At 47.5% G+C, this 24,112-nt stretch carries 27 protein-coding genes; 10 read left to right on the plus strand and 17 right to left on the minus strand.

Annotated features, from left to right (window positions below; translation table 11 throughout):
• Nucleotides 1-2: 2 nt before the first annotated feature.
• Complete coding sequence (locus tag EXG77_RS07485; RefSeq protein ID WP_145981728.1) at nucleotides 3-686, plus strand: hypothetical protein; 684 nt, start codon at nucleotides 3-5, stop codon at nucleotides 684-686.
• On the opposite strand, the gene EXG77_RS07490 is transcribed toward EXG77_RS07485, so the two are convergent.
• A complete protein-coding gene (locus tag EXG77_RS07490) occupies nucleotides 687-1,715 on the minus strand; it encodes an ABC transporter permease (RefSeq protein WP_035397198.1) in 1,029 nt (342 codons plus the stop codon).
• Nucleotides 1,715-2,431, minus strand: a complete 717-nt coding sequence (locus tag EXG77_RS07495; RefSeq protein WP_035397201.1) for an ABC transporter ATP-binding protein — start codon at nucleotides 2,429-2,431, stop codon at nucleotides 1,715-1,717. Before EXG77_RS07495 ends, EXG77_RS07490 begins: the two co-directional genes overlap by 1 nt.
• A 154-nt stretch (nucleotides 2,432-2,585) precedes the next feature.
• Here EXG77_RS07495 and EXG77_RS07500 point away from each other — a divergent pair, with 154 nt between their 5' ends.
• Both EXG77_RS07500 and EXG77_RS07505 read left to right on the plus strand, forming a co-directional pair.
• Nucleotides 2,586-3,173, plus strand: a complete 588-nt coding sequence (locus EXG77_RS07500; RefSeq protein ID WP_023468411.1) for a TetR/AcrR family transcriptional regulator — start codon at nucleotides 2,586-2,588, stop codon at nucleotides 3,171-3,173.
• Nucleotides 3,170-3,700, plus strand: a complete 531-nt coding sequence (locus EXG77_RS07505) for a hypothetical protein (RefSeq protein ID WP_052017115.1) — start codon at nucleotides 3,170-3,172, stop codon at nucleotides 3,698-3,700. Before EXG77_RS07500 ends, EXG77_RS07505 begins: the two co-directional genes overlap by 4 nt.
• A gap of 1 nt (nucleotide 3,701) precedes the next feature.
• Here the strand turns inward: EXG77_RS07505 and EXG77_RS07510 are convergent, their stop codons facing one another.
• The 10 genes from EXG77_RS07510 to EXG77_RS07555 all read right to left on the minus strand — a co-directional run bounded on the left by EXG77_RS07510 (nucleotide 3,702) and on the right by EXG77_RS07555 (nucleotide 15,209).
• Nucleotides 3,702-4,955 carry a hypothetical protein gene (locus tag EXG77_RS07510; RefSeq protein ID WP_035397206.1) on the minus strand — a complete coding sequence of 418 codons (1,254 nt, stop codon included), beginning with the start codon at nucleotides 4,953-4,955 and terminating at the stop codon, nucleotides 3,702-3,704.
• Nucleotides 4,956-4,985: 30 nt separating this feature from the next.
• On the minus strand, nucleotides 4,986-6,242 hold the full coding sequence (locus tag EXG77_RS07515) for a hypothetical protein (protein ID WP_035397208.1): 1,257 nt from the start codon (nucleotides 6,240-6,242) through the stop codon (nucleotides 4,986-4,988).
• A gap of 5 nt (nucleotides 6,243-6,247) precedes the next feature.
• Nucleotides 6,248-6,910, minus strand: coding sequence for a hypothetical protein (locus EXG77_RS07520; RefSeq protein WP_035397210.1), 663 nt, complete (start codon nucleotides 6,908-6,910; stop codon nucleotides 6,248-6,250).
• Nucleotides 6,911-7,392: 482 nt separating this feature from the next.
• Nucleotides 7,393-7,920: an HAD-IIIA family hydrolase gene (locus tag EXG77_RS07525; protein WP_035397212.1), complete on the minus strand. Its 528-nt coding sequence runs from the start codon at nucleotides 7,918-7,920 to the stop codon at nucleotides 7,393-7,395.
• Nucleotides 7,921-7,937: 17 nt separating this feature from the next.
• A complete protein-coding gene (locus tag EXG77_RS07530) occupies nucleotides 7,938-10,565 on the minus strand; it encodes an ABC transporter permease (protein ID WP_035397214.1) in 2,628 nt (875 codons plus the stop codon).
• A 14-nt stretch (nucleotides 10,566-10,579) separates the two neighbouring features.
• Nucleotides 10,580-10,996 carry an NUDIX hydrolase gene (locus EXG77_RS07535; RefSeq protein WP_035397216.1) on the minus strand — a complete coding sequence of 139 codons (417 nt, stop codon included), beginning with the start codon at nucleotides 10,994-10,996 and terminating at the stop codon, nucleotides 10,580-10,582.
• A gap of 52 nt (nucleotides 10,997-11,048) precedes the next feature.
• Entirely contained in the window at nucleotides 11,049-12,473 is a 1,425-nt protein-coding gene (locus tag EXG77_RS07540) for an ABC transporter permease (RefSeq protein ID WP_035397218.1), read from the minus strand.
• Nucleotides 12,470-13,693 carry a hypothetical protein gene (locus EXG77_RS07545; protein WP_035397220.1) on the minus strand — a complete coding sequence of 408 codons (1,224 nt, stop codon included), beginning with the start codon at nucleotides 13,691-13,693 and terminating at the stop codon, nucleotides 12,470-12,472. The genes EXG77_RS07540 and EXG77_RS07545 overlap by 4 nt, the downstream gene beginning before the upstream one ends.
• A gap of 19 nt (nucleotides 13,694-13,712) precedes the next feature.
• Nucleotides 13,713-14,486, minus strand: a complete 774-nt coding sequence (locus EXG77_RS07550; protein ID WP_035397222.1) for a hypothetical protein — start codon at nucleotides 14,484-14,486, stop codon at nucleotides 13,713-13,715.
• 27 nt (nucleotides 14,487-14,513) lie between these two features.
• Nucleotides 14,514-15,209, minus strand: a complete 696-nt coding sequence (locus tag EXG77_RS07555; protein WP_081637381.1) for an ABC transporter ATP-binding protein — start codon at nucleotides 15,207-15,209, stop codon at nucleotides 14,514-14,516.
• Nucleotides 15,210-15,377: 168 nt separating this feature from the next.
• Here EXG77_RS07555 and EXG77_RS07560 point away from each other — a divergent pair, with 168 nt between their 5' ends.
• Genes EXG77_RS07560 through EXG77_RS07580 form a run of 5 tightly spaced genes read left to right on the plus strand, consistent with a single transcriptional unit; the run spans nucleotide 15,378 to nucleotide 20,052 of the window.
• The gene (locus EXG77_RS07560) at nucleotides 15,378-16,235 is read left to right on the plus strand and encodes an efflux RND transporter periplasmic adaptor subunit (RefSeq protein ID WP_035397224.1); all 858 of its coding nucleotides are present in this window, start codon (nucleotides 15,378-15,380) and stop codon (nucleotides 16,233-16,235) included.
• Nucleotides 16,235-16,912, plus strand: a complete 678-nt coding sequence (locus EXG77_RS07565; RefSeq protein WP_035397226.1) for an ABC transporter ATP-binding protein — start codon at nucleotides 16,235-16,237, stop codon at nucleotides 16,910-16,912. Before EXG77_RS07560 ends, EXG77_RS07565 begins: the two co-directional genes overlap by 1 nt.
• Nucleotides 16,909-18,054, plus strand: a complete 1,146-nt coding sequence (locus EXG77_RS07570; protein ID WP_035397228.1) for an ABC transporter permease — start codon at nucleotides 16,909-16,911, stop codon at nucleotides 18,052-18,054. Before EXG77_RS07565 ends, EXG77_RS07570 begins: the two co-directional genes overlap by 4 nt.
• A 16-nt stretch (nucleotides 18,055-18,070) precedes the next feature.
• On the plus strand, nucleotides 18,071-18,742 hold the full coding sequence (locus EXG77_RS07575) for a response regulator transcription factor (RefSeq protein ID WP_035397230.1): 672 nt from the start codon (nucleotides 18,071-18,073) through the stop codon (nucleotides 18,740-18,742).
• Nucleotides 18,739-20,052 carry an ATP-binding protein gene (locus EXG77_RS07580; protein ID WP_052017116.1) on the plus strand — a complete coding sequence of 438 codons (1,314 nt, stop codon included), beginning with the start codon at nucleotides 18,739-18,741 and terminating at the stop codon, nucleotides 20,050-20,052. The genes EXG77_RS07575 and EXG77_RS07580 overlap by 4 nt, the downstream gene beginning before the upstream one ends.
• A 67-nt stretch (nucleotides 20,053-20,119) precedes the next feature.
• On the opposite strand, the gene EXG77_RS07585 is transcribed toward EXG77_RS07580, so the two are convergent.
• From EXG77_RS07585 to EXG77_RS07605, 5 genes are all read right to left on the minus strand, one after another.
• On the minus strand, nucleotides 20,120-20,926 hold the full coding sequence (locus EXG77_RS07585; RefSeq protein WP_035397232.1) for a phosphotransferase: 807 nt from the start codon (nucleotides 20,924-20,926) through the stop codon (nucleotides 20,120-20,122).
• Between the two features lie 100 nt (nucleotides 20,927-21,026).
• The gene (locus tag EXG77_RS07590) at nucleotides 21,027-21,407 is read right to left on the minus strand and encodes a hypothetical protein (RefSeq protein WP_035397234.1); all 381 of its coding nucleotides are present in this window, start codon (nucleotides 21,405-21,407) and stop codon (nucleotides 21,027-21,029) included.
• A gap of 24 nt (nucleotides 21,408-21,431) precedes the next feature.
• Nucleotides 21,432-21,587, minus strand: coding sequence for an AAA family ATPase (locus tag EXG77_RS07595; RefSeq protein WP_119182607.1), 156 nt, complete (start codon nucleotides 21,585-21,587; stop codon nucleotides 21,432-21,434).
• Nucleotides 21,584-21,994 carry a hypothetical protein gene (locus tag EXG77_RS07600; protein ID WP_023468387.1) on the minus strand — a complete coding sequence of 137 codons (411 nt, stop codon included), beginning with the start codon at nucleotides 21,992-21,994 and terminating at the stop codon, nucleotides 21,584-21,586. The genes EXG77_RS07595 and EXG77_RS07600 overlap by 4 nt, the downstream gene beginning before the upstream one ends.
• The gene (locus EXG77_RS07605) at nucleotides 21,991-23,016 is read right to left on the minus strand and encodes a serine hydrolase (protein WP_119182608.1); all 1,026 of its coding nucleotides are present in this window, start codon (nucleotides 23,014-23,016) and stop codon (nucleotides 21,991-21,993) included. Before EXG77_RS07605 ends, EXG77_RS07600 begins: the two co-directional genes overlap by 4 nt.
• Before the next feature lie 138 nt (nucleotides 23,017-23,154).
• Between EXG77_RS07605 and EXG77_RS07610 the strand changes: the two genes are divergently transcribed.
• Complete coding sequence (locus EXG77_RS07610) at nucleotides 23,155-23,649, plus strand: RNA polymerase sigma factor (RefSeq protein WP_035397238.1); 495 nt, start codon at nucleotides 23,155-23,157, stop codon at nucleotides 23,647-23,649.
• A complete protein-coding gene (locus tag EXG77_RS07615; RefSeq protein WP_023468384.1) occupies nucleotides 23,646-24,101 on the plus strand; it encodes a hypothetical protein in 456 nt (151 codons plus the stop codon). The genes EXG77_RS07610 and EXG77_RS07615 overlap by 4 nt, the downstream gene beginning before the upstream one ends.
• The last annotated feature ends 11 nt before the right edge of the window (nucleotides 24,102-24,112 follow it).

A 24,112-nucleotide genomic window follows, 5' to 3' on the forward strand; every position in this document is an offset into this window, starting at 1 on the left:
GAATGACTTTCATGACGTGCCTAGTACTATTTTTAGGCGTCGTAGGTGTAAAACTATCGTATCAAGCATTGATCGATCCACCGATTGATCAATCGACAGGAAACTGGGTACATGTTCCGAGTACAATCTTACCGACTAAAAAAGTCATCTATGCGAAAAAAGAGCAAATCATCAAACAACTGGATTCTTCAAAAAGCGGGCACGAAGGATATCGGAAGGAACCTAAAAAGAAAAAACCGATTGAGCTTGGACGAGGTTTCTTGACAGATGCGGTCAATAAAATCGCTCGTGTGACTCCTTGGATGGTCGCTTTAGTGATCATCTTCTATCTGTATCGTCGACAACGATTCAACCGCATGCAGTGGTCATTTCCACTAAGGCATCAACCAAAACGAACCGCTCTATCGCTTCCGCTAACGGCTGAAGTCCAGTCCTCATCTAAAGACAGTATTCTTGATTCAAAAATTCGTGAAGCGGTGCGCGCGTTCAATCGATCACTTGCTCCAGTGCAACAACGGCGGACATATGAGACGCTGACGGAGTGGTTTACACGCTTAGAGGTCACGGTCCCGCATGAGATCTATCAACTCGTTCGGTATGCCGACGTGGCAGAGCAGACACTCGATCCCTCTCGAAGGACTGCTTTCCTTGAACAGCTTGAGCAAAATCAGACACGGCTTGTGTAATCAGCCGTGTCTTTTTTGGTGTCCGCGATACTTATTAAGAGCAAGCATGTTCAACAGGAACAAGGCTGCTCCATAAAGGAATAGTCCGAGCCAGTACGGCCAGATGCTCGACCACCCGTTGCCGTAGACGAGTACTTCCTTGATCGCGCTCGCTCCGTAGAAAATCGGGGTGATATATCCGATATTACCGAGTCCGTACGGGATTAAGTCGAGTGGAATCAAACCCGAGAAGAAGATTTGCGGAATGATCGTAAAGGGAATCAACTGGACGACCTGAAGCTCAGACTGGGCAAAAATCGAAATCGTTGCCCCGAACAAGACCGCGACGACGGCAAGTCCAAGCATCGTCAGGAAGACCCAGATGATTGAACCTTCAGACGGTAAGTCGAGAACGGTCGTCGCGTACAGGACGACAAGAATCGCCTGGATGGAGGCGAAGACGCTATAACCGAGCGTATAGCCGAAGATGACGTCGGTTTGGCGAATCGGTGTCATCATCAACCGCTCGAGCGTGCCACCACTGCGTTCCTTGACGAGTGCCATTGCCGACAAGATGAAGACGAAAAAGAACGAGAACAAGGATAAAAAGACGAAACCGAGCGCATCAAACGTCGATTGATCGACATTTCCGTACAGATAGTTCGTCTCGAGTTGCATTGTCGGCTGAAGGGTCGCCAGTCCAGCTTGAATCTCGCGTAACGCTTTGGAACTTTTCGTTGAAGGTTCGCGAAGGTTCAACGCTAGTTGATTGTCTTTCATATCTAAGACGACGTCGACTGTTTCATGATCCTTGAGATAGGCGTCCGCATCGCTGCCGTTATATGTTTTAAGCGACAGATCCTGTTTTTCGATCGCTTGAGAGACTGGAGCCGGTACATCTTGACTGATGGCGACGACAGGCGTGTAATCATCGTTTCCAAGTAGGAAATAGATCAAGGTGAAGATTAATAATGGAGCAAGTAAAATGAGTCCGACACTTCGTTTATCGTTCAACGTTTGACGGATGACCCGTCGTGCGAGTTGCCACATCACGTCACGTCCTTTCCAGCGAGCAGGAATAGTTCCTCAACCTGACCGTTTTCAGTCTGTGCGAGCAAACGGTCGAGCGGATCGTAGGCGATGATTCGACCGTTATAGATCAGTGCCGCCCGGTCACATTCATTGATTTCATCCATGACGTGGGTCGAGACGACAATCGTCGTACCTTGCGCACGAATCGCTTGGAATTGATTCCAAATCTGGCGGCGTAACACGGGATCGATCCCGACGGTCGGCTCATCCAGAAATAGGACGCTAGGGCGATGCAGGATCGAGATGGCGAGGGACAATCGTTTCTTCATCCCGCCGGAATAATGGCGAACGAGCTTTTTTCGATCATTCGTTAAATCGACGAGTGTCAAGACCTCGTCGATTCGTTTTGCTAAATCCTGACGGGACATATTGTATAAGGAACCGAAAAATTGCAGGTTCGCAAGGCCAGATAAATCCTCGTATAAGGCATCGTTTTGTGGCATGAAACCAATCTGCGATAACATCTTGAAATTTGGTATCGAAGTGTCGCCAATCTGAATCGAACCTGCGTCTGCTTGGACTGCACCAATCATTAAACGAATCAATGTCGTCTTTCCGGAACCTGACGGACCGAGCAAACCACAAATTTCACCGGACGGAATCAAAAGATCAATCTGTTGGAGGACGTTCTGTTGATGAAATGATTTTGATACACCTTGTAATCGTAGATCCATCGTATTCTCCCTCCTTTTATGAAATAATTATTGAACAACGTGTTGATTAATTTCATTATAAAAGGGAGAGAAACTGGGAGCAATGACCAGTTAACGTTCATCTGTCGCTTAAGCGACACATTTCGATAAAATGTTGAAGAAAGAGGCGATTTCGATGAAAAAACAGGATTTACGCGTTATCCGGACCGACCGGAGGATACGCGAGACGTTCCTTCAGCTGATCGACGAAGTTGGATTTGACGCCGTTACAATTAAGTTGTTGACGGAACGGGCGGAAGTCAATCGCGGGACGTTCTACCATCATTACGCGGATAAATACGAACTGCTCGAGCGGATGACGAATGAGGTTTTTGAAAAGATTGAAGCGACGTTCGAACGCGAGATTCCATTCGTCCTGATCAACAAAACGGAGGACTCACCATACCGACGAATCATCCCGTTTCTAACGTTTCTTTATGAACACCGGACGCTGATGCGGATCTTACTCAGTCCGACGAGTGACGGGATGTTTCGGAAGCAAGTCCGTGATTACATGCAACAGATTCTGTTCTCGGGACTACCGGAACAAGGAGAACGCCTTGTTCCGGAAAATTATCTCATTGCCTATCTCTCAGCCGCCCATCTCGGTGTCATCGAATCCTGGTTGAGCCACCCAAACGAGACATCACCGGATGAAATTGCTCGAATCATCTTTACGATTTCGATGGAAGGACCGTTTCGAGCAGCGGGGTTCCGGCGATGAGTCTTGATCAAGTCTTAGAAAAAGTCGTCGTTTGTTTGCAGCGAGAACGGATTCATTTTGGTATCGGTGGTTCATTATTGTTGGCGCAGCATGGACTACAAGTTGTACCGCGCGACATCGATCTCGTCGTCGCGTTAGCGGACGCCGAACAAGCAGTCCAACTGTTGGCGGACATGGGGACTGTCGTCGAACAAGACAAGACGTCACTTTATGCGACGGAAGTGTTCCAGGAATTTATCATCGAAGGAATCGATATCGATTTGATGAGCGGACTGCAGATTCGTCATGGTGAGGGCGTGTTCATCTATCCGTTTGATGAACAATCAATCGATTCAACTGGACGTCCGTTCATGGCACTCATCGATTGGTACGTCATCTATCAACTGATTCCAGGACGGGAACAAAAGGTCGCGATGATTGAACAGTATCTCACGAAACAGGAAGTGGACCATGAGCGACTGGAACAGCTGAGACGACTCGTTCTTCCAAAAGCAATAAGGAATCGGATAGATCAATGGCTGAACTAACTCATAAGTCGCGCAATAAAACGACTTCGTTCGTTGCCGGTAAGTAAGCATGAACGGAGTCGAGTAGTCCGCAGAGGACGTACTGATCGAGCGCCTGGTCGAAGACATAATATGGCTTTAATGTCAGATAAGGCATGAGTGCGTCACGTATGGCTTCTTTGGGCACGCTATTAGGCAACGGTTGTGACGAGTCATGGTAGAGCGCGATAATCGACTCGTTATCAACGATTAGGCTGACTTCATAAGTTTCTTCAATCAGGAGAATCGTCAAACGACGTTTATGAGCGAGATTTGGGTCGTCACGAGTCCGGCGTACTTTCACGGTAATGAATGGAAAATCCCGATAGATTTCCTGAATCGTCCACGCTCCTGACTCCTCAGGATACTCCGCAGCGATGAGGTCTACAGCAATTGACTTACAAGTCATCAATGTCCCATCGGTCAACGGTCGGTAATCCGGGTGTGGCGTTTGAGCTTCGGCATCGCGTGCCGTGACGGCGTCTCTCCGCTTAATCAATTTGCGCGTGTAGGAGAACGTAGATGGTTTGTCCCATGTCACGATCTCGTTCATGGCAACGGACGAAGTGTCTGGATCACTAAAGGGATACGTGAGCGAGTCGTTTTGAGAAACAAAGATTTCCTCAATTGTATGCGCCTGTATTCGTTGTTGATCACCAGGAGCTGAAAAGAACCGTATCTGTTCTGTAATGATCGGTGTGATTTGAACAGGTGCCAGTGAAAACGATTCAGTCGGATACTTGTTGCTCAGGGCGGGGGTTCCATACACACTGAAAAAATCAAGCGCTCCGTCGTCCGTCAATTCAAGCGAAATGAAAAAACCAGGGAAGAGGCGAATTCCGTTTTGGCAGCTGACATACTGATACAGCGAATCTTGGTGCTTCAGTAACATGAACTCCTGGTCGAACGTCATTCCTAACTCTTGCTCTAGCCAGGAAGTCTGTGTGTCTGAATCACGCAAGTCCTCTGGAAGAGAATAAATTGTGACATCACCATGTTTGTTGATTGATGTCGTTCGTCGTGTAACTGTATCGACTTGGATCTCAATCGTACCGTCTGGATAACTCTCGTCTTCAGACCATGGACCGTGATTGATGGGGAACCAACATGTCTCAAACGAATACTGCGTTTCACCATGAAATTTTTCGCGGTGATAGAAGGATTCATGTAAGACATAATCGTTCAGTTGATATTTATCTTGAATATGGGAGATTAAATCTTTCGTTAATGGATGCAACTCGTTCACTCCTTCGTATCTATCTTCACTTTATAGATTGCGCAATAAAACGACTTCATTTGTTGCCGGTAAGTAAGCATGATTTGAATCAAGCAAGCCACAAAGAACGTATTGACCTTTTGAAGCGGCAAACACATAACGCGGCGTGAGTAAAAGGTACGGACGTAATGCGTTGAAGATGATGTCTTGCTGCTCATCCTCGAGCTCCGGTGCGCTAACGGAATCGAACACGGTATGGAGTTCCTGATCGTCGGTCAAGCTAATCCAGTGAAGCGTCTTTTCGTCAAGAAAAATCGTGACGCGCCGATGCTGCTCAACATAGGACGTCGGATGCGCGCGTGACAATGTGACAGCAAGGTAGGGATGTTGCCGGTAGATGTGACGAATCATCCATTGTCCTGAATCGGCAGGGTACTCGCTTTGAATGATGTCTTTAATCACGATGCGACAAGCGTTCATCGTCTCTTGCTGGATTGGACGAAAATCAGGATGTTCGGTCTGCGTGATCACGTCATTTGCCGTCACGGTTTCTCCAGACTGATACGGATACCGTTCATGCATCTTTGACGGTAAACCTGTCCAAGATAACACATCATTCACTTCGATAGACGACGTGAAATCCAGTTTACTAGGCACAAGGCTTGATCCTTCTTGCGTCACGATCGTCTCGACGACAGTATGCGCGTATTGATGTCCTGGTTTTGTATAGGAGAACCACTTTATTTGTTGTTTAGCTAGCGAGTCGATGTCCTCGAGCGTTAAAGTGAAAGGTTCCTGATTCACACGATGATCAAGCGCATGAGGACCATATAGGAACAACTCATCGAGCTGACCGTTTTCCGTTAACGTCAGATGAATGAAACAACCGGAAGACAGCCGAATCCCTTCGTGACAACTCACATAACTGAAAAAAGTGTCGTTTTCTTCTTCGAGCATAAAATGCGTACCATGGATCATGTCGGTCTCTGATTCGAGCCAAGCGATCCGAGTGGTTGGATCACGTAAATCGTCAGGCACGGAATGGAGATAGGTCGGACCGTGTAAGGATAACGTCGTCGTTCGTTTCGTGACAGGGTCAATTGTAATCTGCACGGTTCCTTTAGGAAGCATCATGCCATCCTCTTCCTCGATGATCGATGTACCAGAGGGAATCCAAAACGTTTCAAAAGAGTAAACGGTTTGGTCGTTCAGTTTGTGTCGATCGTAGTACGATTCATGGAGTATATAATTGGTTAACTGATATTTCTCGAGCATGTATTCAGATAGCTGTTTTGTTAGGGCATGCAAGCTGTTCACTCCTTTTTTTGTATGTCCTCCGTGTCGTCAAATAAGGTTGGAATGACGAAGTCAGGTAAGGTTTGGAATAAGCGATCGGCTGTCTCGAAAAACGGTTGATTTGAAACAACATTCACGACATCTGCATCGTAGCTGAACGCAAAGATAGACATGTTTTCCTGCATGGAGACGATGACCGTTTTTTCTGGTCTCCCGGAGTAGTAGTGCGTTCGGTATTCAATCCGGAAGACATTTGGTTTGGTCGACCAGATGACAAGATCATTCCAACTCACGTGGGAATGTAAGTAAGAATACAGGTGTTGAAAATCGGTAACATGCTGCAGCTCAACGACGATGAAACGTTTGTCCGCAAGTGGTGTTAAATCATTATATGTAATCGAACAAAAGCGACATAACGCTTCAAACTCTTCTTCGTCATAACGATTCACCTCTACACAGACGAATAGTGGGAAAGCTTGTAATCGATGAAACCACTGCTCAAGAAATGAACTTTCAAACGAGGAGGATTCATCGTCTGGATTCGTAAAGATGCTAAAAGCTGACATGTAGTCTTGTTCGATGACGAAGCGCAGATTATCAGGGTCTGAAAAATCATTTAGAATCAATTGAAGATCATCATCGTAATGATAAGGCATGTACTCAAATGTTAATTGCAACATGTTCACCTCTGTTTCGTACGTTCAGTGTAACGTGAATCCCTTCATAAGGAAGGGTAATTGAAAATTATTACATAATTGTAAGAGTTCAAAATATAGTGAATGCATTATTATAGTAGAATAAATACAGAGAACTATTGAAATATAGGAGGAAACAAAATTGTCAGATTTTAATCTAGCTATGAACGTGTTATTCGGAAGTGTCCATATCATCTTCATAGCGATGGCTGTTCCATAGATCATCTACGCGCTTTATCTATTACGAAAAATTGCTAATAAATGATTGCAGGGATTTATTGGTAATAAAAAGAAGGTAGTTAAAGTACCTACGCATCATTTAAAGGAGGCGATAACATGTCATTTTGGACATGGTTTGCAATCTTATTTGTGTTAGCGGTTAGTGTCTACGCATCTTCTCAACCAAAACGTTCGAAGAAATAACAAAGGCGCGATTTCCATTGTGGAAGTCGCGCCTTTTCGTTTGTTTAGTTTTGCGTATCGAGCCAAGCGATCGCGTCCGTTAAGTCGTCGGCAATATAGTCGACGTTTGCTTGTTCCACCCGATCAGCGTAATCACGAATGGAGCTCTCTCCGGCACCGGTTCGGACTAAGATTTTGATACACCCGGCGTGCGCAGCTGCCACCATATCACTCCATCGGTCCCCAATGACGACACATTGATCGAGTCGGAGATTGTGTTTTACTTGTGCTTGCCATAATAAATTTGGTGATGGTTTGCGACAGGTGCAGTGATCTTCCACTGCATGCGGACAAATCAGCGTATCATCAAAGCCGAAGCCCTGTAATTCTGTTCGAAAATCCTCTTCACGCGCGAATCCTTTTGAGATACCAGGTTGATTCGTAAACGCAATCAGTAAAATCCCATGATAACGTAAGCGTTCGATTAGCGAAGGAACGTAAGGAAATAACGCAAACGTTCCAGGGTAGTGGACGGTGGCATCTCCGCCAATCGTTCCGTCTCGGTCAAGAAATATTGCTTGAATAGAATCCATGTGTACAACTCCTTAGTTTAGGAAGCATCTTTTAGTTCTTGATACGGTTGCACACGTGCGGCCAGTTGTGCTGGGATAAAGGCAGCGATGACACCGAACAAAATCGGTAAGGCGAGCGATACGCCAATCAACAACGGTTCATTCCACGGTACGAGATCGTACAAAACATAAATCGTCGAATAAGCAACGATCAGTCCAATGATTCCGGAAATTAAACCGACAAGGAAGCCTTCAAGGACGATCAATTGACGGATCGCTCCATTCGTCCAACCGAGTGCTTTCAAGACGGCAAGTGAGGCACGGCGATCGGTGACGTTTTGCCACATGATCTCTCCCGTCGTCAAAATGGCAATCGTGATTGCAACACCCATCGTCACGTAATGCATCGGACCGACTTGCAAGGCAACGAATTGACCGAGCCACGATGTGTAAAGAACACCCTGTAAATGGAACGTCACGAATAAGAAGAACGTCAGCAGTGCCGTCGGTAGAGCAATCGAGAGGACCGACAAACTGTTTCGTTTCCATTTCCCAATCAATTCCTTCAGTGCGAGTGTCACCGTCGAACGAAGCTTCAGTCCGATGCGAGCGGCTTTCGCGTATTCACCGGTCTTGATCGCTTCATACGGTGAGATCCGGCGAATCGTCCACGCTGACCAGATTGCACCAGCCAGGTAGATGAAGAGGCTGAACAGCGCGATCCAAAGAAGACTCCAGCCGTTCATCGCTTCGCTCCGAACGAGCGAGAATATCCCTTCGACGATTAAGGCGACTGTTGAGACGAATCCGGCGAGGATCGCCGCCTCGATCAAGACGATTTTGTAGAGGTCCTTCGTCCGCCAGCCGAGTGCGAGTAAAACGGCAAATTCTTTCCGGCGGGCGAGCATCGAGACATAACTCGTCGCGAGGACATAGACGATCGCGACCGCAAGCATCGCAAAGATGACACCGGAGAACCCGACGCTCGTCTCACGGAAGATCGTGATCGCAGCATCGATGTGGATCCATGGTTGTTCGATCCAACCGAGCGTCTTCCCGTCATCGACAACCTTCGTGACGACGGGTTGAGGAGAGGAACCTTTGGTGATCGTAGCGATAAGACCAGTCTCTCGTTCGATTTCCGACTTGATACGTTGTAAGGTTTTATCTGACTGTTCACCGACAGAAGAAGCACCCTTTACTTTTAACCGGATCGATGAAATCGATTGATCGCCCATCACCTTTTGGACACTATCGATTGTCGTGAGCACGTTTGGAGAGTTCGTCAACAGACCAATTGGATTCCCGGTCGTGTTGATCGGTTGGGCAGGATTGACTGGTTCATTTTTTGAGTCAAGTACGATACTCGCAGCCGATGGTCGATAGGTCTCCATCGGTAATTCGTTCAATGGATCTTTGGAGACATTGATCTTGTTCGGATCATACAAACCGACGACATTAAACGTCAGATAAGGATTCATTGACTTAAAAGTAGATCCATCCGATTTTTTCATTTTTATTTCATAAGAATCTACCGTCCGGAAGCCACGCTTCGGAAGATAAGAGGATGGTAATATAGCATTTTTGAATGCAGTAGGTGCTGTGTGTACTTCATAAGCATTCTCCCATCGTGTAGGGAACGGACTCTTCACCGTTTGATAAGTCAATGAGCCTGTCTGGGCGACGAGTTGAGCGTTAGTATTTGCTTCCGAATGCGGAAGTACCTTAGTTTTTTGACCGAGTAGGGAATCAAAAAAAGCGCTCTCGACTTTAGAAGCATCGACTTTAATGTCTTGTATGATCTTTCGTTTTTCTTGATCGAGAGGTTGAGGAGCGTTCGATTGAGCTAGTCGTTGATATAATGTGTCGCGTGCTTGTTTCGTTTTCAGATCGACGTTAACTTGTTCTAACTTAAATTGACTATATCCCGTATTGAAGGATTTTGGATTAATCAATACCGGGATATTGAATTCATTGGAACTCTTCTTGCTGGCTGAGGTGACATCCTCCTGGTTGAAGTAACGAAACTTCTTTTGATTCAGGATGCTCTTATCCAAACCGACGAGTTGCGCTTCCGCCTCCGGATCGATTCCGACGATAAGACTATAGGTAAAGGGTTGTATGGATGAAAAACCTTTCGGATCTTGAAGATGGATCAATCGCGTATTCGGAGGAACGAGCGGCTCTTCCATAGTTGAAAAGTAGGCACCATCCTGTGCGATGAGTTCTTTCGAAAATCCACCAGCACCATAATGTGAATTACTCAGTCGATAAATACCAGGCTTGTCTGGAAAGTGAATTTGATTTGGAATCGAGATGCCGATATTAGCGTATCCCATGACAGCAACCGGGGCTGCGATATCAATCGCATTCATTTGTTTGATTTGTTGATACTGTTTGAATGAAATCCCTCCGTTAATCCCATTCAGATAATTCGGTTCGAGTAACTTACTCGACTCGGTCGACATCTGACTGCCTTTCGGTCGCACGACGATATCATACGCAGACGACCATTTCTTTTGTAACGTCTGTTCGACCGTTCCTTGACTGGAATCGGTCAAGTTGAACATCAAACTGAGCCCGGCACTGATGATCAGCGCGCCGACAAGCGTCAGGATGAATTTCCCACGCTGCCGGCGCCATTGATTTAAGACAAAACGGAACATCGTCATTCCTCCTTTTATGGGGTAAAGGCCACGAAAAATGGATGAGACTGTTCATCTAAGATATGTAAGATTCGTTCGCTGAAGTTCGACCACGTTACGCGTCGTAACACTTCTTCGAGCGGGAAAAAACCGACTGCTAAACTTTCACTGCTCGTCTGCGGTTGACCACCAATCGCTTTTGCAAGCCAACAGGTCGCACAGACATTCGCCTCGAGGTTTTGATAGATGCCGCAAAATTTCACGATTTCAATCTCAATTCCAGACTCTTCTTTGACTTCGCGAATGATACCGTCAGCTGCACTTTCCCCAGGCTCGACGATGCCACCCGGAAACTCCCAGCCGCGATCCGGTCCTTGGATCAAAAGAATCTCGTTTTGGTCATTCAAGACGACCGCTCCTGCTGATAACGAATAAATCGATGTCGGGAACATAGACTTCCTCCTGTGAAGAGAGGGACAACGTCTGTTGCCCCTCCGCCAAATATTAAGATGCATCTTTCAGTTCTTGATACGGTTGAACACGAGCGGCCAGTTGTGCTGGGATGAACGCCGCGATAACACCGAACAGAATCGGTAAGGCGAGCGATACGCCAATCAACAACGGTTCATTCCATGGAACAAGGTCGTATAAGACATATATCGTCGTGTAGGCGACAATCAGTCCAAAGACTCCGGAAATTAGACCGACCAGGAAGCCTTCAAGGACAATTAACTGACGGATTGCGACGTTCGTCCAGCCGAGTGCTTTTAAGACAGCGAGTGAGGCGCGGCGATCGGTGACGTTTTGCCACATAATCTCTCCCGTCGTCAAAATAGCGATTGTGATCGCGACACCCATCGTCACGTAATGCATTGGACCGACTTGCAGGGCGACGAATTGTCCGAGCCACGATGTATAGAGGACACCTTGTAAATGGAATGTCACGAACAGGAAGAAGGTTAAGAGAGCTGTCGGTAAAGCAATCGAGAGGACGGACAGGCTATTGCGCTTCCATTTCCCGATCAGTTCCTTTAGTGCAAGTGTCATGGTCGAACGAAGTTTCAGTCCGACACGAGCCGCTTTCGCGTATTCACCGGTCTTGATCGCTTCGTACGGTGAGATGCGGCGAATCGTCCACGCTGACCAGATTGCACCTGCCAGGTAGATGACGAGACTGAACAGCGCGATCCAGAGAAGACTCCAGCCGTTCATCGCTTCGTTACGGACATACGAGAAGATCCCTTCGACGATCAGGGCGATTGTTGAAACGAATCCGGCGAGAATCGCCGCCTCAATCAAGACGATTTTGTAGAGATCCTTCGTCCGCCAGCCGAGTGCGAGTAAAACGGCAAATTCTTTCCGGCGGGCGAGCATCGAAACATAACTCGTCGCGAGGACATAGACGATCGCGACGGCGAGCATTGCGAAGATGACACCGGAGAACCCGACGCTCGTCTCGCGGAAGATTGTCATCGCAGCGCCGATATGAACCCACGGTTGTTCGATCCAACCGAGTGTCTTGCCTTGTTCGACGACTTTTGTGACGACGGGTTGTGGGGAAGAACCTTTCGTGATTGTAGCGACGAGGCTGGTATCTTTCTCAATGTTTGCTTTGATTTGTTGTAAGAGTTGATCGGACTCTTCGCTGAGTGTTTCGCCACCTTTAATTTTTAGGCGAATTGACGAGATCGATTTGTTGCCTCGATATTGCTGTGCGCTGTCTAAAGTCGTCAGCATATTCGGTGAGTTAGTCAGTAATCCGACCGGATCACCTGAAGTATTAATAGATCTAGCTGGATTGATTGGTTGTCCGTTTGTATCTAAAACTAGATCAGCAGAAGAAGGACGATATGTCTCCATCGGTAACTCATTAAGTGGATCTTTTGAAACACGAATTTTGTTAGGGTCATAAAGTCCGATGACATTCATCGAAAAGCCGGGAGAATAATAAACATCATTCCCGCTACCCATAGTATCCTTAATTTTTTTTCTAACGAATGTGTCGAACGATATCCGATTTTAGGTAAAGCGTTTATATCCTTCAAATAAGGATTCGTGACTTTAATTTTTTGGCTTTCAACTTGATACGCATTTGACCAACGCGCGGTAAAAGGACTTTTTTCAGATTGGTATGATAGTGGTCCAGTCGTGATTTCGAGTTGTAAGTAATCAGCAATCGTTGCATCATCTAATCGTGATGATTGAATATTTTTTGTTGGAGTATTTGTTAATGAACTAAAAAATTTTTGTTCGACATCTTTTGAAGAAATCATAAATTTTTTGATTGTTTTACCTGGAATCTCATTCAGCATCTCAAACGCAGGTGTGAAATCCTTTGGAATCTTTGAATAAAATGTATTTTGTTGTTTTTGTGTATCGAATGGAACATCTAGTCGTTCGATTGAATACTGAAAAGTCCCTTGATTGAATGAATTTGGATTTAATAGAATGGGAATCGTATTTGGATCTGCTTTTTCGATAGCTTTATCATTTTCAGTAAAATAGCGACTATTTCCTTTTGAAGGAATGATGCTACGATCAAGACCCACTAACTCGGCTTCAGCTTCAGGATCAATTGCTACAAGCAAGCTGAATGTTCGAGGATGGATGATTCGCGACGTAGACTTAGTTGGAAAGACTCCTGGCAAATTAGCAATACGTGCGTTTTTATTGCCATTGAAACTATAAATGGCTTCATCGCTAAGAATTTTTTCCCCAAAACCGTTCGGAGATGTCAGCGTCTCTCTTAAACGGTAAAAGCCAGGTTTATTGGGGAGGTCCCATTGTCCTGTGACACGTAATCCGAGTTTGACATAGCCCATCACGGCGACCGGAGCTGCAATTTCAATGTCGTTCATTTTTTTGATGGTTTCGTATTGTTTGAAGGAAATTCCTCCGTCGATCCCATTTAAATAGTTCGGTTCGAGTAAATCATTCGACTCACTCGCAAGCTGACTTCCTTTCGGTCGCACGACGATATCATAGGCGGACGACCATTTCTTTTGTAACGTTTGTTCAACAGTCCCTTGACTCGAGTCGGTAAGATTGAACATCAAACTGAGTCCGGCACTGATGATGAGCGCCCCGACGAGCGTCAGGATGAATTTCCCACGCTGCCGGCGCCATTGATTGATGACGAAACGTAACATATGTAGTCTCCTTTGCTTGTTATTGAGAGAGCTGCGTCTTTAAATAACGCGCAAGATCTTGTTCGAAATGGTGAATCGCTTGTGCATCGAGTGCTTCTACTTCTGCTTGCGCTGCGTAGCGGGTGACGAAGTAAGGAGAGAGTGGCGTCACCAGATGAATGCGCTCCGTCCAGTCTGTCAACGATTCATGACTTCGCCGTTTGAGGGCACGTGGTAATCGTTGATTAAAATCAAACAGCATCAGGCGCAGTGATTCGATAGGAGGAATAGGTATCGACTGAGTGATTGTAGAAGAAGTTTTATTCTTGAAAGAAAAGTTTGATTGATCTTGCATATCCTCCGCACTCTCTAAGGTATGTTTTCCTGTGAGTCGCTTTCGTTTTTTGATTACAAAATAAATGATGAAACTTCCGACAAGAAGCAACAAGAGAAGGATGATCGAAAAACTAGAGCCTGCCTTTTCTTCTGCTGATTCCAAAAAGCTTGGCGACTTAGTAGCATTGGCTTTTCCACGTGCTGTTCCATCCACTTTTTCCGTTTTACCTGTACTTATACCTAAAATTTCACCTTCAGAATTTTCGTCGATTGTGTTATCGAGTGTACAACTATTTTTTTTGAAAATAAGTTTTGATAAGTCATCATGATTACAATCTCGTACGATCGTCGTCTCCTGTTCCGAGAAGTCCGCATTCCGAAACGCTTCATACGCAGACTGCGTCGATACCGACAGTAACAGAAAAACGACAAGTGAGCCGATGAAGCTCGTGATTAATTTGGCACGAAACGTGTGCAACGCGAGACACCTCCCTATAAACAGTACTTAGACACTTTGCACCGTGCGCTTCCGGCGATCTTCAACGATTCGTCCATCCTGCATGAAGAGAATCCGATCAGCGCGTTCGGCGAGTTCTAGGTCGTGTGTGACAAATAAAACGCCACATTTGGCTTCACGATGCAGCTCTAGTAACAGTTCGAAGATTGCGTCACCGGTCACGGAATCGAGATTACCGGTCGGCTCGTCCGCGAGAATCCATTGCGGATGATGGAGCAGGGCACGGGCGATCGCGACCCGTTGTTGTTGTCCACCGGATAGCTGAGCCGGTAAAGCATTCCGTTTATCGTCGAGTCCAACCCGTTCGAGCAGCTCGAGAATCCGTTCCTCTTGATTGAAGGATGTCTTTTGCTTTAGCAAAGCGACCTTTAAGTTCTCAGACACCGTCAGCGCCGGTAATAAGTGAAACTGCTGGAAGATGAAGCCGATCTCTTGCGAGCGGAATTGCGATAACCGTCTGTTCTTCCAAGACGTGATGTCCTGTCCGTCATAAAGAATCTGACCGGACGTCGGGCGATCGAGTGAACCAAGGAGACTCAGGAACGTTGATTTTCCAGACCCGGATGGACCGACGAGTGCCGTCACCTCACTTTGCGAAAACTGACCGTTTAGTTGATGCAAGACATCGGTCCGGACACCGCTTCGTTCGAATGTATGCGAAATATCTTGAAAGGTAATATCCATATGACCACTCCTTTTACATAATTTGGTTATGTTCAGTGTATTATTTTTAGAAAATTTTGTCTATTGCGTTTTTATTTCTGATCCAATCACTTTTTTAATATTTGTTCATAGTTGGTTCATAACTTCTCCCTATGATCGGATTAACACCAATCAAGGGAGGCATTTAACATGAAACGAACACGCAAGAAATGGTTATGGATCAGTGGAGGGATCATCCTGGTACTCCTGTTAATCGGTTCCACGCTCTTTTTAGGACGAGGAGAGGCACAAGGAACGAAGGAGGTCGTCGAGTCAAAGACATTAAAAACATTCTTCTACTTCTCGGGCACGCTTGAAGCGAAAGATCGACAGACGGTCATCAGTGATCGTGATGTCCGTGTCACCGACGTTCGCTTTGAAGAAGGAGATACCGTTAAGTCGGGTCAAACGATCGTCAGCGTCGAAGGAGGAGAAGATTTCAAGGCACCTCGCTCTGGACAACTCGTTCGTCTTGACGTCACGGAAGGCGAAGTTTATGCCCCGAATACTGTCCTCTTCGTTGTTGCAGACAACAAAGAGTTGATCGCTCGTTTGAAAATTGATGAACAAGATATCGAACGGATTGAAGTTGAAGATACGATTGAACTACAGACGGATGCATCTGACAAAACCATCAACGGGAAGGTCGAATCGATTAGTCCAGAAGCTGTGACGGAAAATGGAAGTACGTATTTCAATGCAAAGGTGTCGGTACCGAGCTCGTCAAACTGGTTACCCGGTATGACGGTCGAGGGACGCTTACCGTATCAACTCGCACAAGATGTACCTGTCTTATCGCTCGATGTCATTTCGTATTCGAAGTCGGATCGTCCGTATGTGTATATGAAAAAAGACGGAGAAACGACACGTCAATACATCAAGACGGGCGTGACGGACGGACAGGATATTGAAATCAAGGACGGATTGTCTGCCGGAGACGAGGTCTTCCTGCCGAGTGAGGACGGTGCTTCCGGTCTTCTTCCGACTCCACCAGGAGGTGCATCCTGATGCCGGTCGTTGACTTGCATGAAATTCAAAAAGCTTATGGCGAAGGAACCAATCGTCACATCGTCCTCGATCGAGTATCGCTAACGATCGAGGCTGGTGAATATGTGACAATCCTCGGACCTTCGGGTTCAGGAAAATCAACGCTGATGAACATCATCGGGTGCCTCGATGTCGCTTCAAGCGGCGTCTATCGCTTGCAGGAGCAGCTCGTCCACGATCTATCCGAAGATCAGCTAGCGACGATCCGCAATGAAGAGATTGGCTTCATCTTTCAACAGTTTCAGTTGCTACCGCGCATGAGCGTCCTACAAAACGTCGAATTACCGCTCATCTATGCCGGCGTCTCACGCAAAGAGCGCCGCGCGCGATCGCTTGAGCTCCTGGAACGTGTCGGATTGACAGATAAAGCCGATGCCTTACCGAGTCAACTGTCCGGTGGTCAACAACAACGGGTTGCGATTGCCCGGGCGCTCGTGACGCGACCGACGATCTTACTCGCCGATGAGCCGACCGGAGCACTCGATCAAAAGACAGGGAAACAAATCATGGAGTTGTTCGAGAGCCTCTCGGAGGAAGGGAAGACGATCATCATGATCACACACGATATCAATATTGCTAAGCAAGCCCGCCGGATCATCCGAATCGAGGATGGTCAGGTGACGGAGGTGACGACATGATTCGCGAAACGTTACGGATGGCATGGTCGAATATCTGGCATCATAAGATGCGGTCGTTCTTGACGACGCTTGGTGTCATCATCGGTGTCGCATCGATCATCGCCTTGATTTCGATCGTCAACGGTGCGACGGCCTCAATCAATGAAGAGGTCGCGTCGTTCGGTGCCAATAAATTAACGGTCCAAACGACAGAGACGCCGTTGAAAGAAGGATTATCACCTGCACAACTGGAAGAGTTAAACACGATTAAAGGAACACGCGGTGTCTCACCGACCGTTTCGACGGTCCGGGACCTCCGTGTCGAAAATCATATACTCGACCAGGTGACGATTGAAGGGCGAAATCACATCTATTACCGGGAATCTGAAGATGTCCCGCAAGGACGTGGCATCGTCATCAGTGATGTGACACAACAGACGCATGTCGCCGTCGTCAGTCCGTCCGTCGCCCGGACGCTCTATCCGGGTCAGGTCGCGATCGGTAAGACGATCAAGCTTGATGGACTCGATTACCGGATCGTCGGTATCAGCGACGCGGATAGCGACCAAATCGTCATTCCCTATACGACGGCCTTGCGGACGCTTGGAGTGACAGCCGTTAAGCAAGTGGATATCTTCAAGACGGACGCAGCTGACGTCGCGACCGTCAAACGGGATGTCACGGCAAAGCTGTACCAGTTCTATAACGGACGCGACGATACGTATGACGTCGTCAGCTTGGATGAAGCCCTCGATTCGATTGACCAAATCAATACGATGCTCTCGCTCTTGTTGACAGGTATTGCGTCGATTTCCTTGATCGTCGGCGGGATCGGCATCATGAACATGATGCTCGTCTCGGTCACGGAACGAACGACGGAGATTGGCTTACGAAAAGCACTCGGTGCGAAACCACGTACGATCCGCCTTCAGTTCCTCTTGGAATCGATTCTACTGTCCTTGATGGGTGGAGTGATGGGGATTCTTGTCGGAGCGATGCTCGCATTTGGCGTCAGTCTGATGATTAGTACACCGTTCACACTCTCCGTGAGCACGATTCTGCTTGCCGCCGGATTTTCGATCGGTGTCGGTGTCTTGTTCGGTTACATGCCAGCGCGAAAGGCATCTCGTTTGAATCCGATCGAAGCCTTACGAAATGTTTAAGTGAAGGAGGAGGACGATGGTAACGATTTTGATTGCCGAAGATGACCGGAATGTACGTCTACTATTAGGCGAGACACTCCGGTCCGCCGGCTTTAAGGTGATTGAATCGAGAGACGGGAAAGACGCACTCGACCAACTGGATCAACAACACGTCGATCTCGTCGTAACGGATGTGATGATGCCGCACGTTTCAGGAATCGAACTGGTTGAGCTGCTGCGTGAATCAGGATACGAACAACCTGTCTTGATGTTGACAGTGCTGGATTCCTTTCAGGATAAGGAAGCCGGGTTCACGACCGGTGCTGATGATTATATGGTCAAGCCGGTTGATTTGGACGAACTGTTACTTCGGATCCGAGCGCTGTTACGCCGGTCAAAGATCGTAGCAGCGCAAGAATTAATCGTCGGCGCCCTGCAACTACGAATGACGGACGCAACGGTCGTAACGCCTCATGGTGAGATACCGTTACCACAAAAGGAGTTTCAACTGCTCTATCGCTTGCTCGCACATCCGAAGCAGATTTTTACACGTCAGCAATTGATGGACGAGATTTGGGGATATGATGCCGAGAGCGACAGTCGGACGGTCGATGTCCACATCAAGCGGTTGCGTGACAAGTTCAGCGCCTATGATGATTTTACGATCGAGACGGTCTGGGGACTCGGTTATAAGGGAGTGATCCAGTGAAACGCTTCGTCCGCTCGATCTCTGGTCGCTTTTTCGTCATCCTCTTCGGTTTATTGTTACTACCACTGCTATTACCGTTCATCATGACGGTCTGGTTCCAGTTCCAAGAAGTCGATCAAGACCTAAATAATCAATTGCAACAACGAACGGATCAGATTGAACGATTGATGCAAGACCAAAGCCTGTCGTTCGCTGAGGCGAGTCAGTATATGGATCAGTCTTTAATTCAAACGACACAATACACGTCGCTCAATCAAGTACAATCATTATCGTCGTCAGAACGTGACCAGTTACAGCAAAAGGGTGAAATCACGATCGATGGAACGTGGCTCGAACCGTCGCAATACATTCGCCAAACGGAGACAGGATATCTCGTCTCGACACCGATTGCCGGACAACGCATCCTTGACGGATTACGAACGTCAGCTGGAATCGGTATCGTCATCACGATCGGCGTCGCCTTCATCCTGACCTGGCTTGCCGTCACGCTCGTGACACGACGGATTCGTAGCATCAGTGAAGCGGCGATTGAAGTGACGAACGGGAACTATGATGTCTCGATCAAGGAAGGTGGAAATGATGAGGTCGCGCTCCTCGTTGAAAACTTCAACCACATGACTGAAGCACTGCGACGAAACGACCATCTCGCAAAGGATCTCGTCGCTTCGATCTCGCATGAGCTGAAGACACCGATTGCTTCGATTCAAGGATTTTCTAGGTTGTTACTGACAGAAGAAAACTCGGATAAACGGCAGCAGTACTTGACGATCATGGAGCAAGAGAGCACCCGTCTATCACGCTTGACGTCAAATCTCGTCCGCTTATCGCGGCTTGATCATCAGACGATCATCGAGCGGAAACGGTATCGCCTTGATGAACAACTTCGGACGTGCCTGTTGTTGCTGGAACGACAGTGGACGGAGAAATCACTTCGATTGGAGCTTGATTTACCAGAAGTGTTCGTCGAGTGGGAAGAGGAACTGATGCAGCACGTCTGGCTCAATCTGCTTGAGAACGCGATTCGGTTTTCGCCAGGGTCGGGAGTGTTAGAAGTGACCTTAAGTGAAGGAAAGAACATTCGTGTCACGATCCGCGATGAAGGACCGGGAATCGCAGAACCGGACTTACCGTACGTGTTCGATCGCTTTTATCAAGGCGAACAGTCACGAGCGAATGAAGGACATGGTCTTGGATTATCGATTGTTAAACGAATCATTGATTTACATGACGGTGAGTTGACGATTAGGAATCAGTCGGAGCAAGGCGCAATCGTGACCGTTACGTTAACGGCGCACGAGACGCGTGAATGATGACAGATAAAAAGGAGCGCGGACTTATACGATGTTATCGTGAAGTGTGGCGCTCCTTTAGGATGTGTTAGCTTAAGTAATTTGTATTGGTAAACCACTTTTTCCCATGTTCCGCGATGAAACGGTATTCCGTGCGGTAATGTGTGTCGTGACCTTCTTCTTTAATCTTGATGAATGCAGCATCACCGTCCGCAGCTCTTTGATCAATCAACAGATAGAGGGCTTCGACGCGTAACAATAACATGGATAGGAGTTCGGAACGCGGTCCTTCATAGCCATACGCATCAAGGAACCGACTCACTCGCTTGGCGAAACGTGTGTCATCTTGCTCTGGTGAATAAGTAAGAACGGATCCGTCAGGTGCTTGTCGTCTGCTGCTAAGCGGAACGAACGTATAGAGCGTGTAGACGATATCCCAAGCACGTGGACCGGGTGCTGCGAGGTCAAAGTCAATCACGCCACTCAGTTTTTGATCCTGAAAAATCGTATTGTAGACGGCAAAATCGTTGTGGCAGATGACTTCGTGTGGAGTCGGGGTATTGAGCAACGGTGCCCAGTCCGGTGAGACGTCGAAGTCGACTGTCGCGTCATGATACTGGCGCATCAGACGTGCGACATCGTCCAATACGTCGTCATGCCACATGTATGCTTTTAGCGGATAATCGGCCGTTTCACCAGGGAGGAAGGTCAGGATCTCTCGATTTTGTTCGTCGATGCCGACGAAACGCGGAACACCGGATAGGCGTTTCGCTTCTAAGTGGCATAATAACCGTTGGACGTTGTTGCTGTTCTCTTTTTGTGAGCGATAGACATGCTCACCTTTTTGATAGACAGCGGAGACATTTCCGCCTGTCAATCGTTGTTCTTCAGACATGAGTGTTCCTTCTTTCTTTATGTAATCGGTTACATATCGGTTGGTCTTTTTGCATTCGTTGATGAAGAAGCGGGTGCTTTATGCACGATTGTCATGTTCTTCAATCAGTCGACACCGCATCGAAGAGAGCGTCAAGCGTCGGATTCGTGACATGATCGAGGAATGTGTCAACGTCTTCCGTCGAACGAAGACGAACGATTTTGTCCGCTTCACCTGTAACTGGCGACTCGATTCGTTGCCGCTGATAGATGTCGTAGTACGACGAGTCGCCACGAATCTCTCGTCCATCGCGTTTGGAGTGAGTCAGTCTATTTAAAAAAGTGGCTTCGGGTAAATCGAACCAGACGAGGATCGAGCGGAACGTCGATCGGGAGAATGGATCTAATAATTGTTTCCGACCAATCCGCGTGGTGTTGGCGTTACATAAGATGATCGTCTCGACGGAAGACGTGATTGCCTGTTCGATCAACCATCCCGTCAAGTCATGTTTGATCTGATTCGGTCCTTATGTTGGAACGAGGTCCGGATAATGTTCGAGCAAAAAGCGTGCTTGAAGATCCTGATCGATGACAAGGCTTGCTGGTAGACGTTGAGCAAGCTGTCGTGCGAACGTCGTTTTCCCGGCATGGGTCGGTCCGATCGTCAACAGGACGGTCCTCATGACGTCAGTTGTTCTTCCGGTAAGCGATCAGCGAGAATCTGCGCGAGCCAATCTTCTTTCGTTCCGAAGCAAGAGGTCGTCTGTCCGATATGATAAAACGTACTGGCCAATGGTCCGGTGAAGTAGGTCGCATCCGGCATACATAAGTAAATCGGGCGATTCGTCGCGAGCGCAATCCCGAGTTCGACGTGACTACTTTTTCCTGCTGGTAACACGAGGACGAAGGCGTCCGCTTGTTGTACGGCTTCGAATTCAGCAAGACCAATCTTTCGTAATGCTTCAGGATCCTCTGCCCGATCATTCATCGTCCAGTCGTATGTTACATCGTGTCCACGCAAGCGGAGTTCATCGCGGAGCCAGCGGACGGTCAACGTGTGATCAAAGCGAGAAGCGATATAAAGGTTCATGTATGGATTCCTTTCTCAAGTAAAAGTAGTTCGATGGCCTGAACGAGCGCGTAGGCTCCGTCAGACGTATTCGATAAGACGGTGACGATCGTTTCCGATTGTGGATAATAGGCGGAATGAAAGCTGACACCCGGGTCGTAACCCATGATGTGCCACTTCTCGTGCGAGGCATCGAGTCGTTTCAGCCAGACACCGTAACCATAAGACGCAACATCGTTGACTTTGACGTGGGGATGAAACAGTTGCGTGGTCATCGATTCGGACAGCAACTGATGCGTCAGAAGGCTTCGCCAGAAACGTTCCATGTCTGATGCTGTGAGGAAGGCGCCGCCATCAGGTCCGCCAATGATCGGTAACGCATAGTGATTCGTTCGCCACGTTCCGTCTTCATTCTCGATGTGACCGATGGCTGTATCTGCCGGTAGCGAATCGAGTCGGAAGTAACCAGACTGTGTCATTTGCGCCCGAGCGAATAATTCGTTCGTCACGTAATCCGCGAAGGGTTGTTTCGTCAATTGTTCGATCACGAGACCGAGCAGGATGTATCCCGCATTGTTGTAATGAAAACGTTCGCCTGCAGTGAACAGTCTTTTTTGACCTTTAAACAACGGTAAAAAATCGATGGGACGACGCAAACAGTACATCGGGAAATCTTGAAAGACCTCCTCGAAGTCGGTCATCGTCGCTTCATCAAAATAATCACCGATGCCTGACGTATGGGTTAACAGATGATGTATGGTCACACCGTCTAGATCGATTCCTATGTCCGGTAGAATCGGCGCGACGCGTTCGTCGAGTGTAACCTTTCCTTCCTCGACTAACCGTAAGATAGCGACCGCCGTGAAGAGTTTCGCACCTGAGGCAATTCCGAATCGTGTCGTTTCTGTATTCGATGCGCGGTAGCCTCGATGTGCGAATCCGTTAGCATGGCTAAAGATTTGTTCACCTTGCTGGTGGATGGAGACCGCCCCTTCGAGATGCGTAAGCTCCGGTAAAGCAATGAGTTTCTTGTACACGTTCATCACCCTCTCTGCTTCCCATCCTATCGAATTCATTCATGCAAGAAAAGGGAATTATAAGAAAAATTTGAAAAAAATGAAACTTTTTAAACGTGTTGCGTATCTAATAGGGGAGTGATTGCCAAAAAGGAGGATGCCGATGTGTTTCGAAAGTCAGGTACAGCATTATCCGACGCTGCTTTTGAAGCAGCTTTATTCGCAGAAGAAGACTATGTGTACCGTATTTCCTTCATTTATCTGAAAGAGGAGGCGGCAGCGCTTGAGAACGTCCAAGAGGTCGCGTACCGGGCATGGCGTGGGCGAAAGAGTTTACGGGATGCTTCGTATTTTAAGACGTGGTTGACGCGCATCACGATGAATTGCGCTTTCCAGCAACATCGAGCGTCGTTTCAGCCGCTCGCGATCGAACCGAGTCAAACGACTTCGTTTGAAGAGCGTCTCGTCGATCGCTTGTACTTGGACGATTTACTGGATGTCCTCGAGCCGACCGAGCGATCAATCGTCTACTTCCGGTATGAAGAAGATTTGTCATTGCAAGAGATTGCGCAAGCATTCAATGTGCCACTGAGTACGATCAAAAGCACGTTGTACCGCGCACTCGAGAAAGTACGACGACAGAAGGGGATGAGTCTATGAATCACGAGCCAAAAATCTTGATCGATGTACCGTCATCTGTCAGGCAACGGACAATCCAAGGTATCCGCAAAGCGAAACGGCGCCGGCGCTCGGTACAAGCTGTTTGCCTTGCTGCAGGTCTGACGATCATCGGCTTTAGTTCCTTGCATGAGACCGTTCCCGAACAATCATCGCAATCGATGAGGGTCGGCATGTATTATGATGAACAGTTTTACAAAGTATCAAAAGAGATGACGAATTTAGACTGGCAACAGCTGAAAGGGAAGCGACTCGGCGTCACGGATGATGTCTTGACCGATACGCAACTGGAACAGGACACATCTGATTTTGCGTCGAACCTCGATGCGTTTACCGTCTATCAAATCAAGGATGATCCGGTATCTGAGCACGTGCTGGTCGTTGGTCAGGAAGAGGGAAGAGAACGGGTGATGATTCTGTCACCAGAACAGTAGAAGGGGGAAAG

This window comes from Exiguobacterium sp. OS-77 (assembly GCF_000414195.2).
Lineage (GTDB): Bacteria > Bacillota > Bacilli > Exiguobacteriales > Exiguobacteriaceae > Exiguobacterium_A > Exiguobacterium_A indicum.

What these genes read in the sequence shown, in the direction of transcription:
- EXG77_RS07585 (WP_035397232.1), bottom strand. Translation starts at nt 20,926, where the DNA reads ATGTCTGAAGAACAACGATTGACAGGCGGAAATGTCTCCGCTGTCTAT.
- EXG77_RS07575 (WP_035397230.1), top strand. Translation starts at nt 18,071, where the DNA reads ATGGTAACGATTTTGATTGCCGAAGATGACCGGAATGTACGTCTACTA.
- EXG77_RS07505 (WP_052017115.1), top strand. Translation starts at nt 3,170, where the DNA reads ATGAGTCTTGATCAAGTCTTAGAAAAAGTCGTCGTTTGTTTGCAGCGA.
- EXG77_RS07615 (WP_023468384.1), top strand. Translation starts at nt 23,646, where the DNA reads ATGAATCACGAGCCAAAAATCTTGATCGATGTACCGTCATCTGTCAGG.
- EXG77_RS07525 (WP_035397212.1), bottom strand. Translation starts at nt 7,920, where the DNA reads ATGGATTCTATTCAAGCAATATTTCTTGACCGAGACGGAACGATTGGC.
- EXG77_RS07570 (WP_035397228.1), top strand. Translation starts at nt 16,909, where the DNA reads ATGATTCGCGAAACGTTACGGATGGCATGGTCGAATATCTGGCATCAT.
- EXG77_RS07605 (WP_119182608.1), bottom strand. Translation starts at nt 23,016, where the DNA reads ATGAACGTGTACAAGAAACTCATTGCTTTACCGGAGCTTACGCATCTC.
- EXG77_RS07490 (WP_035397198.1), bottom strand. Translation starts at nt 1,715, where the DNA reads ATGTGGCAACTCGCACGACGGGTCATCCGTCAAACGTTGAACGATAAA.
- EXG77_RS07545 (WP_035397220.1), bottom strand. Translation starts at nt 13,693, where the DNA reads ATGTTACGTTTCGTCATCAATCAATGGCGCCGGCAGCGTGGGAAATTC.
- EXG77_RS07565 (WP_035397226.1), top strand. Translation starts at nt 16,235, where the DNA reads ATGCCGGTCGTTGACTTGCATGAAATTCAAAAAGCTTATGGCGAAGGA.
- EXG77_RS07555 (WP_081637381.1), bottom strand. Translation starts at nt 15,209, where the DNA reads ATGGATATTACCTTTCAAGATATTTCGCATACATTCGAACGAAGCGGT.
- EXG77_RS07530 (WP_035397214.1), bottom strand. Translation starts at nt 10,565, where the DNA reads ATGTTCCGTTTTGTCTTAAATCAATGGCGCCGGCAGCGTGGGAAATTC.
- EXG77_RS07520 (WP_035397210.1), bottom strand. Translation starts at nt 6,910, where the DNA reads ATGTTGCAATTAACATTTGAGTACATGCCTTATCATTACGATGATGAT.
- EXG77_RS07560 (WP_035397224.1), top strand. Translation starts at nt 15,378, where the DNA reads ATGAAACGAACACGCAAGAAATGGTTATGGATCAGTGGAGGGATCATC.
- EXG77_RS07485 (WP_145981728.1), top strand. Translation starts at nt 3, where the DNA reads ATGACTTTCATGACGTGCCTAGTACTATTTTTAGGCGTCGTAGGTGTA.
- EXG77_RS07495 (WP_035397201.1), bottom strand. Translation starts at nt 2,431, where the DNA reads ATGGATCTACGATTACAAGGTGTATCAAAATCATTTCATCAACAGAAC.
- EXG77_RS07535 (WP_035397216.1), bottom strand. Translation starts at nt 10,996, where the DNA reads ATGTTCCCGACATCGATTTATTCGTTATCAGCAGGAGCGGTCGTCTTG.
- EXG77_RS07540 (WP_035397218.1), bottom strand. Translation starts at nt 12,473, where the DNA reads ATGAATGTCATCGGACTTTATGACCCTAACAAAATTCGTGTTTCAAAA.
- EXG77_RS07595 (WP_119182607.1), bottom strand. Translation starts at nt 21,587, where the DNA reads ATGAGGACCGTCCTGTTGACGATCGGACCGACCCATGCCGGGAAAACG.
- EXG77_RS07600 (WP_023468387.1), bottom strand. Translation starts at nt 21,994, where the DNA reads ATGAACCTTTATATCGCTTCTCGCTTTGATCACACGTTGACCGTCCGC.
- EXG77_RS07500 (WP_023468411.1), top strand. Translation starts at nt 2,586, where the DNA reads ATGAAAAAACAGGATTTACGCGTTATCCGGACCGACCGGAGGATACGC.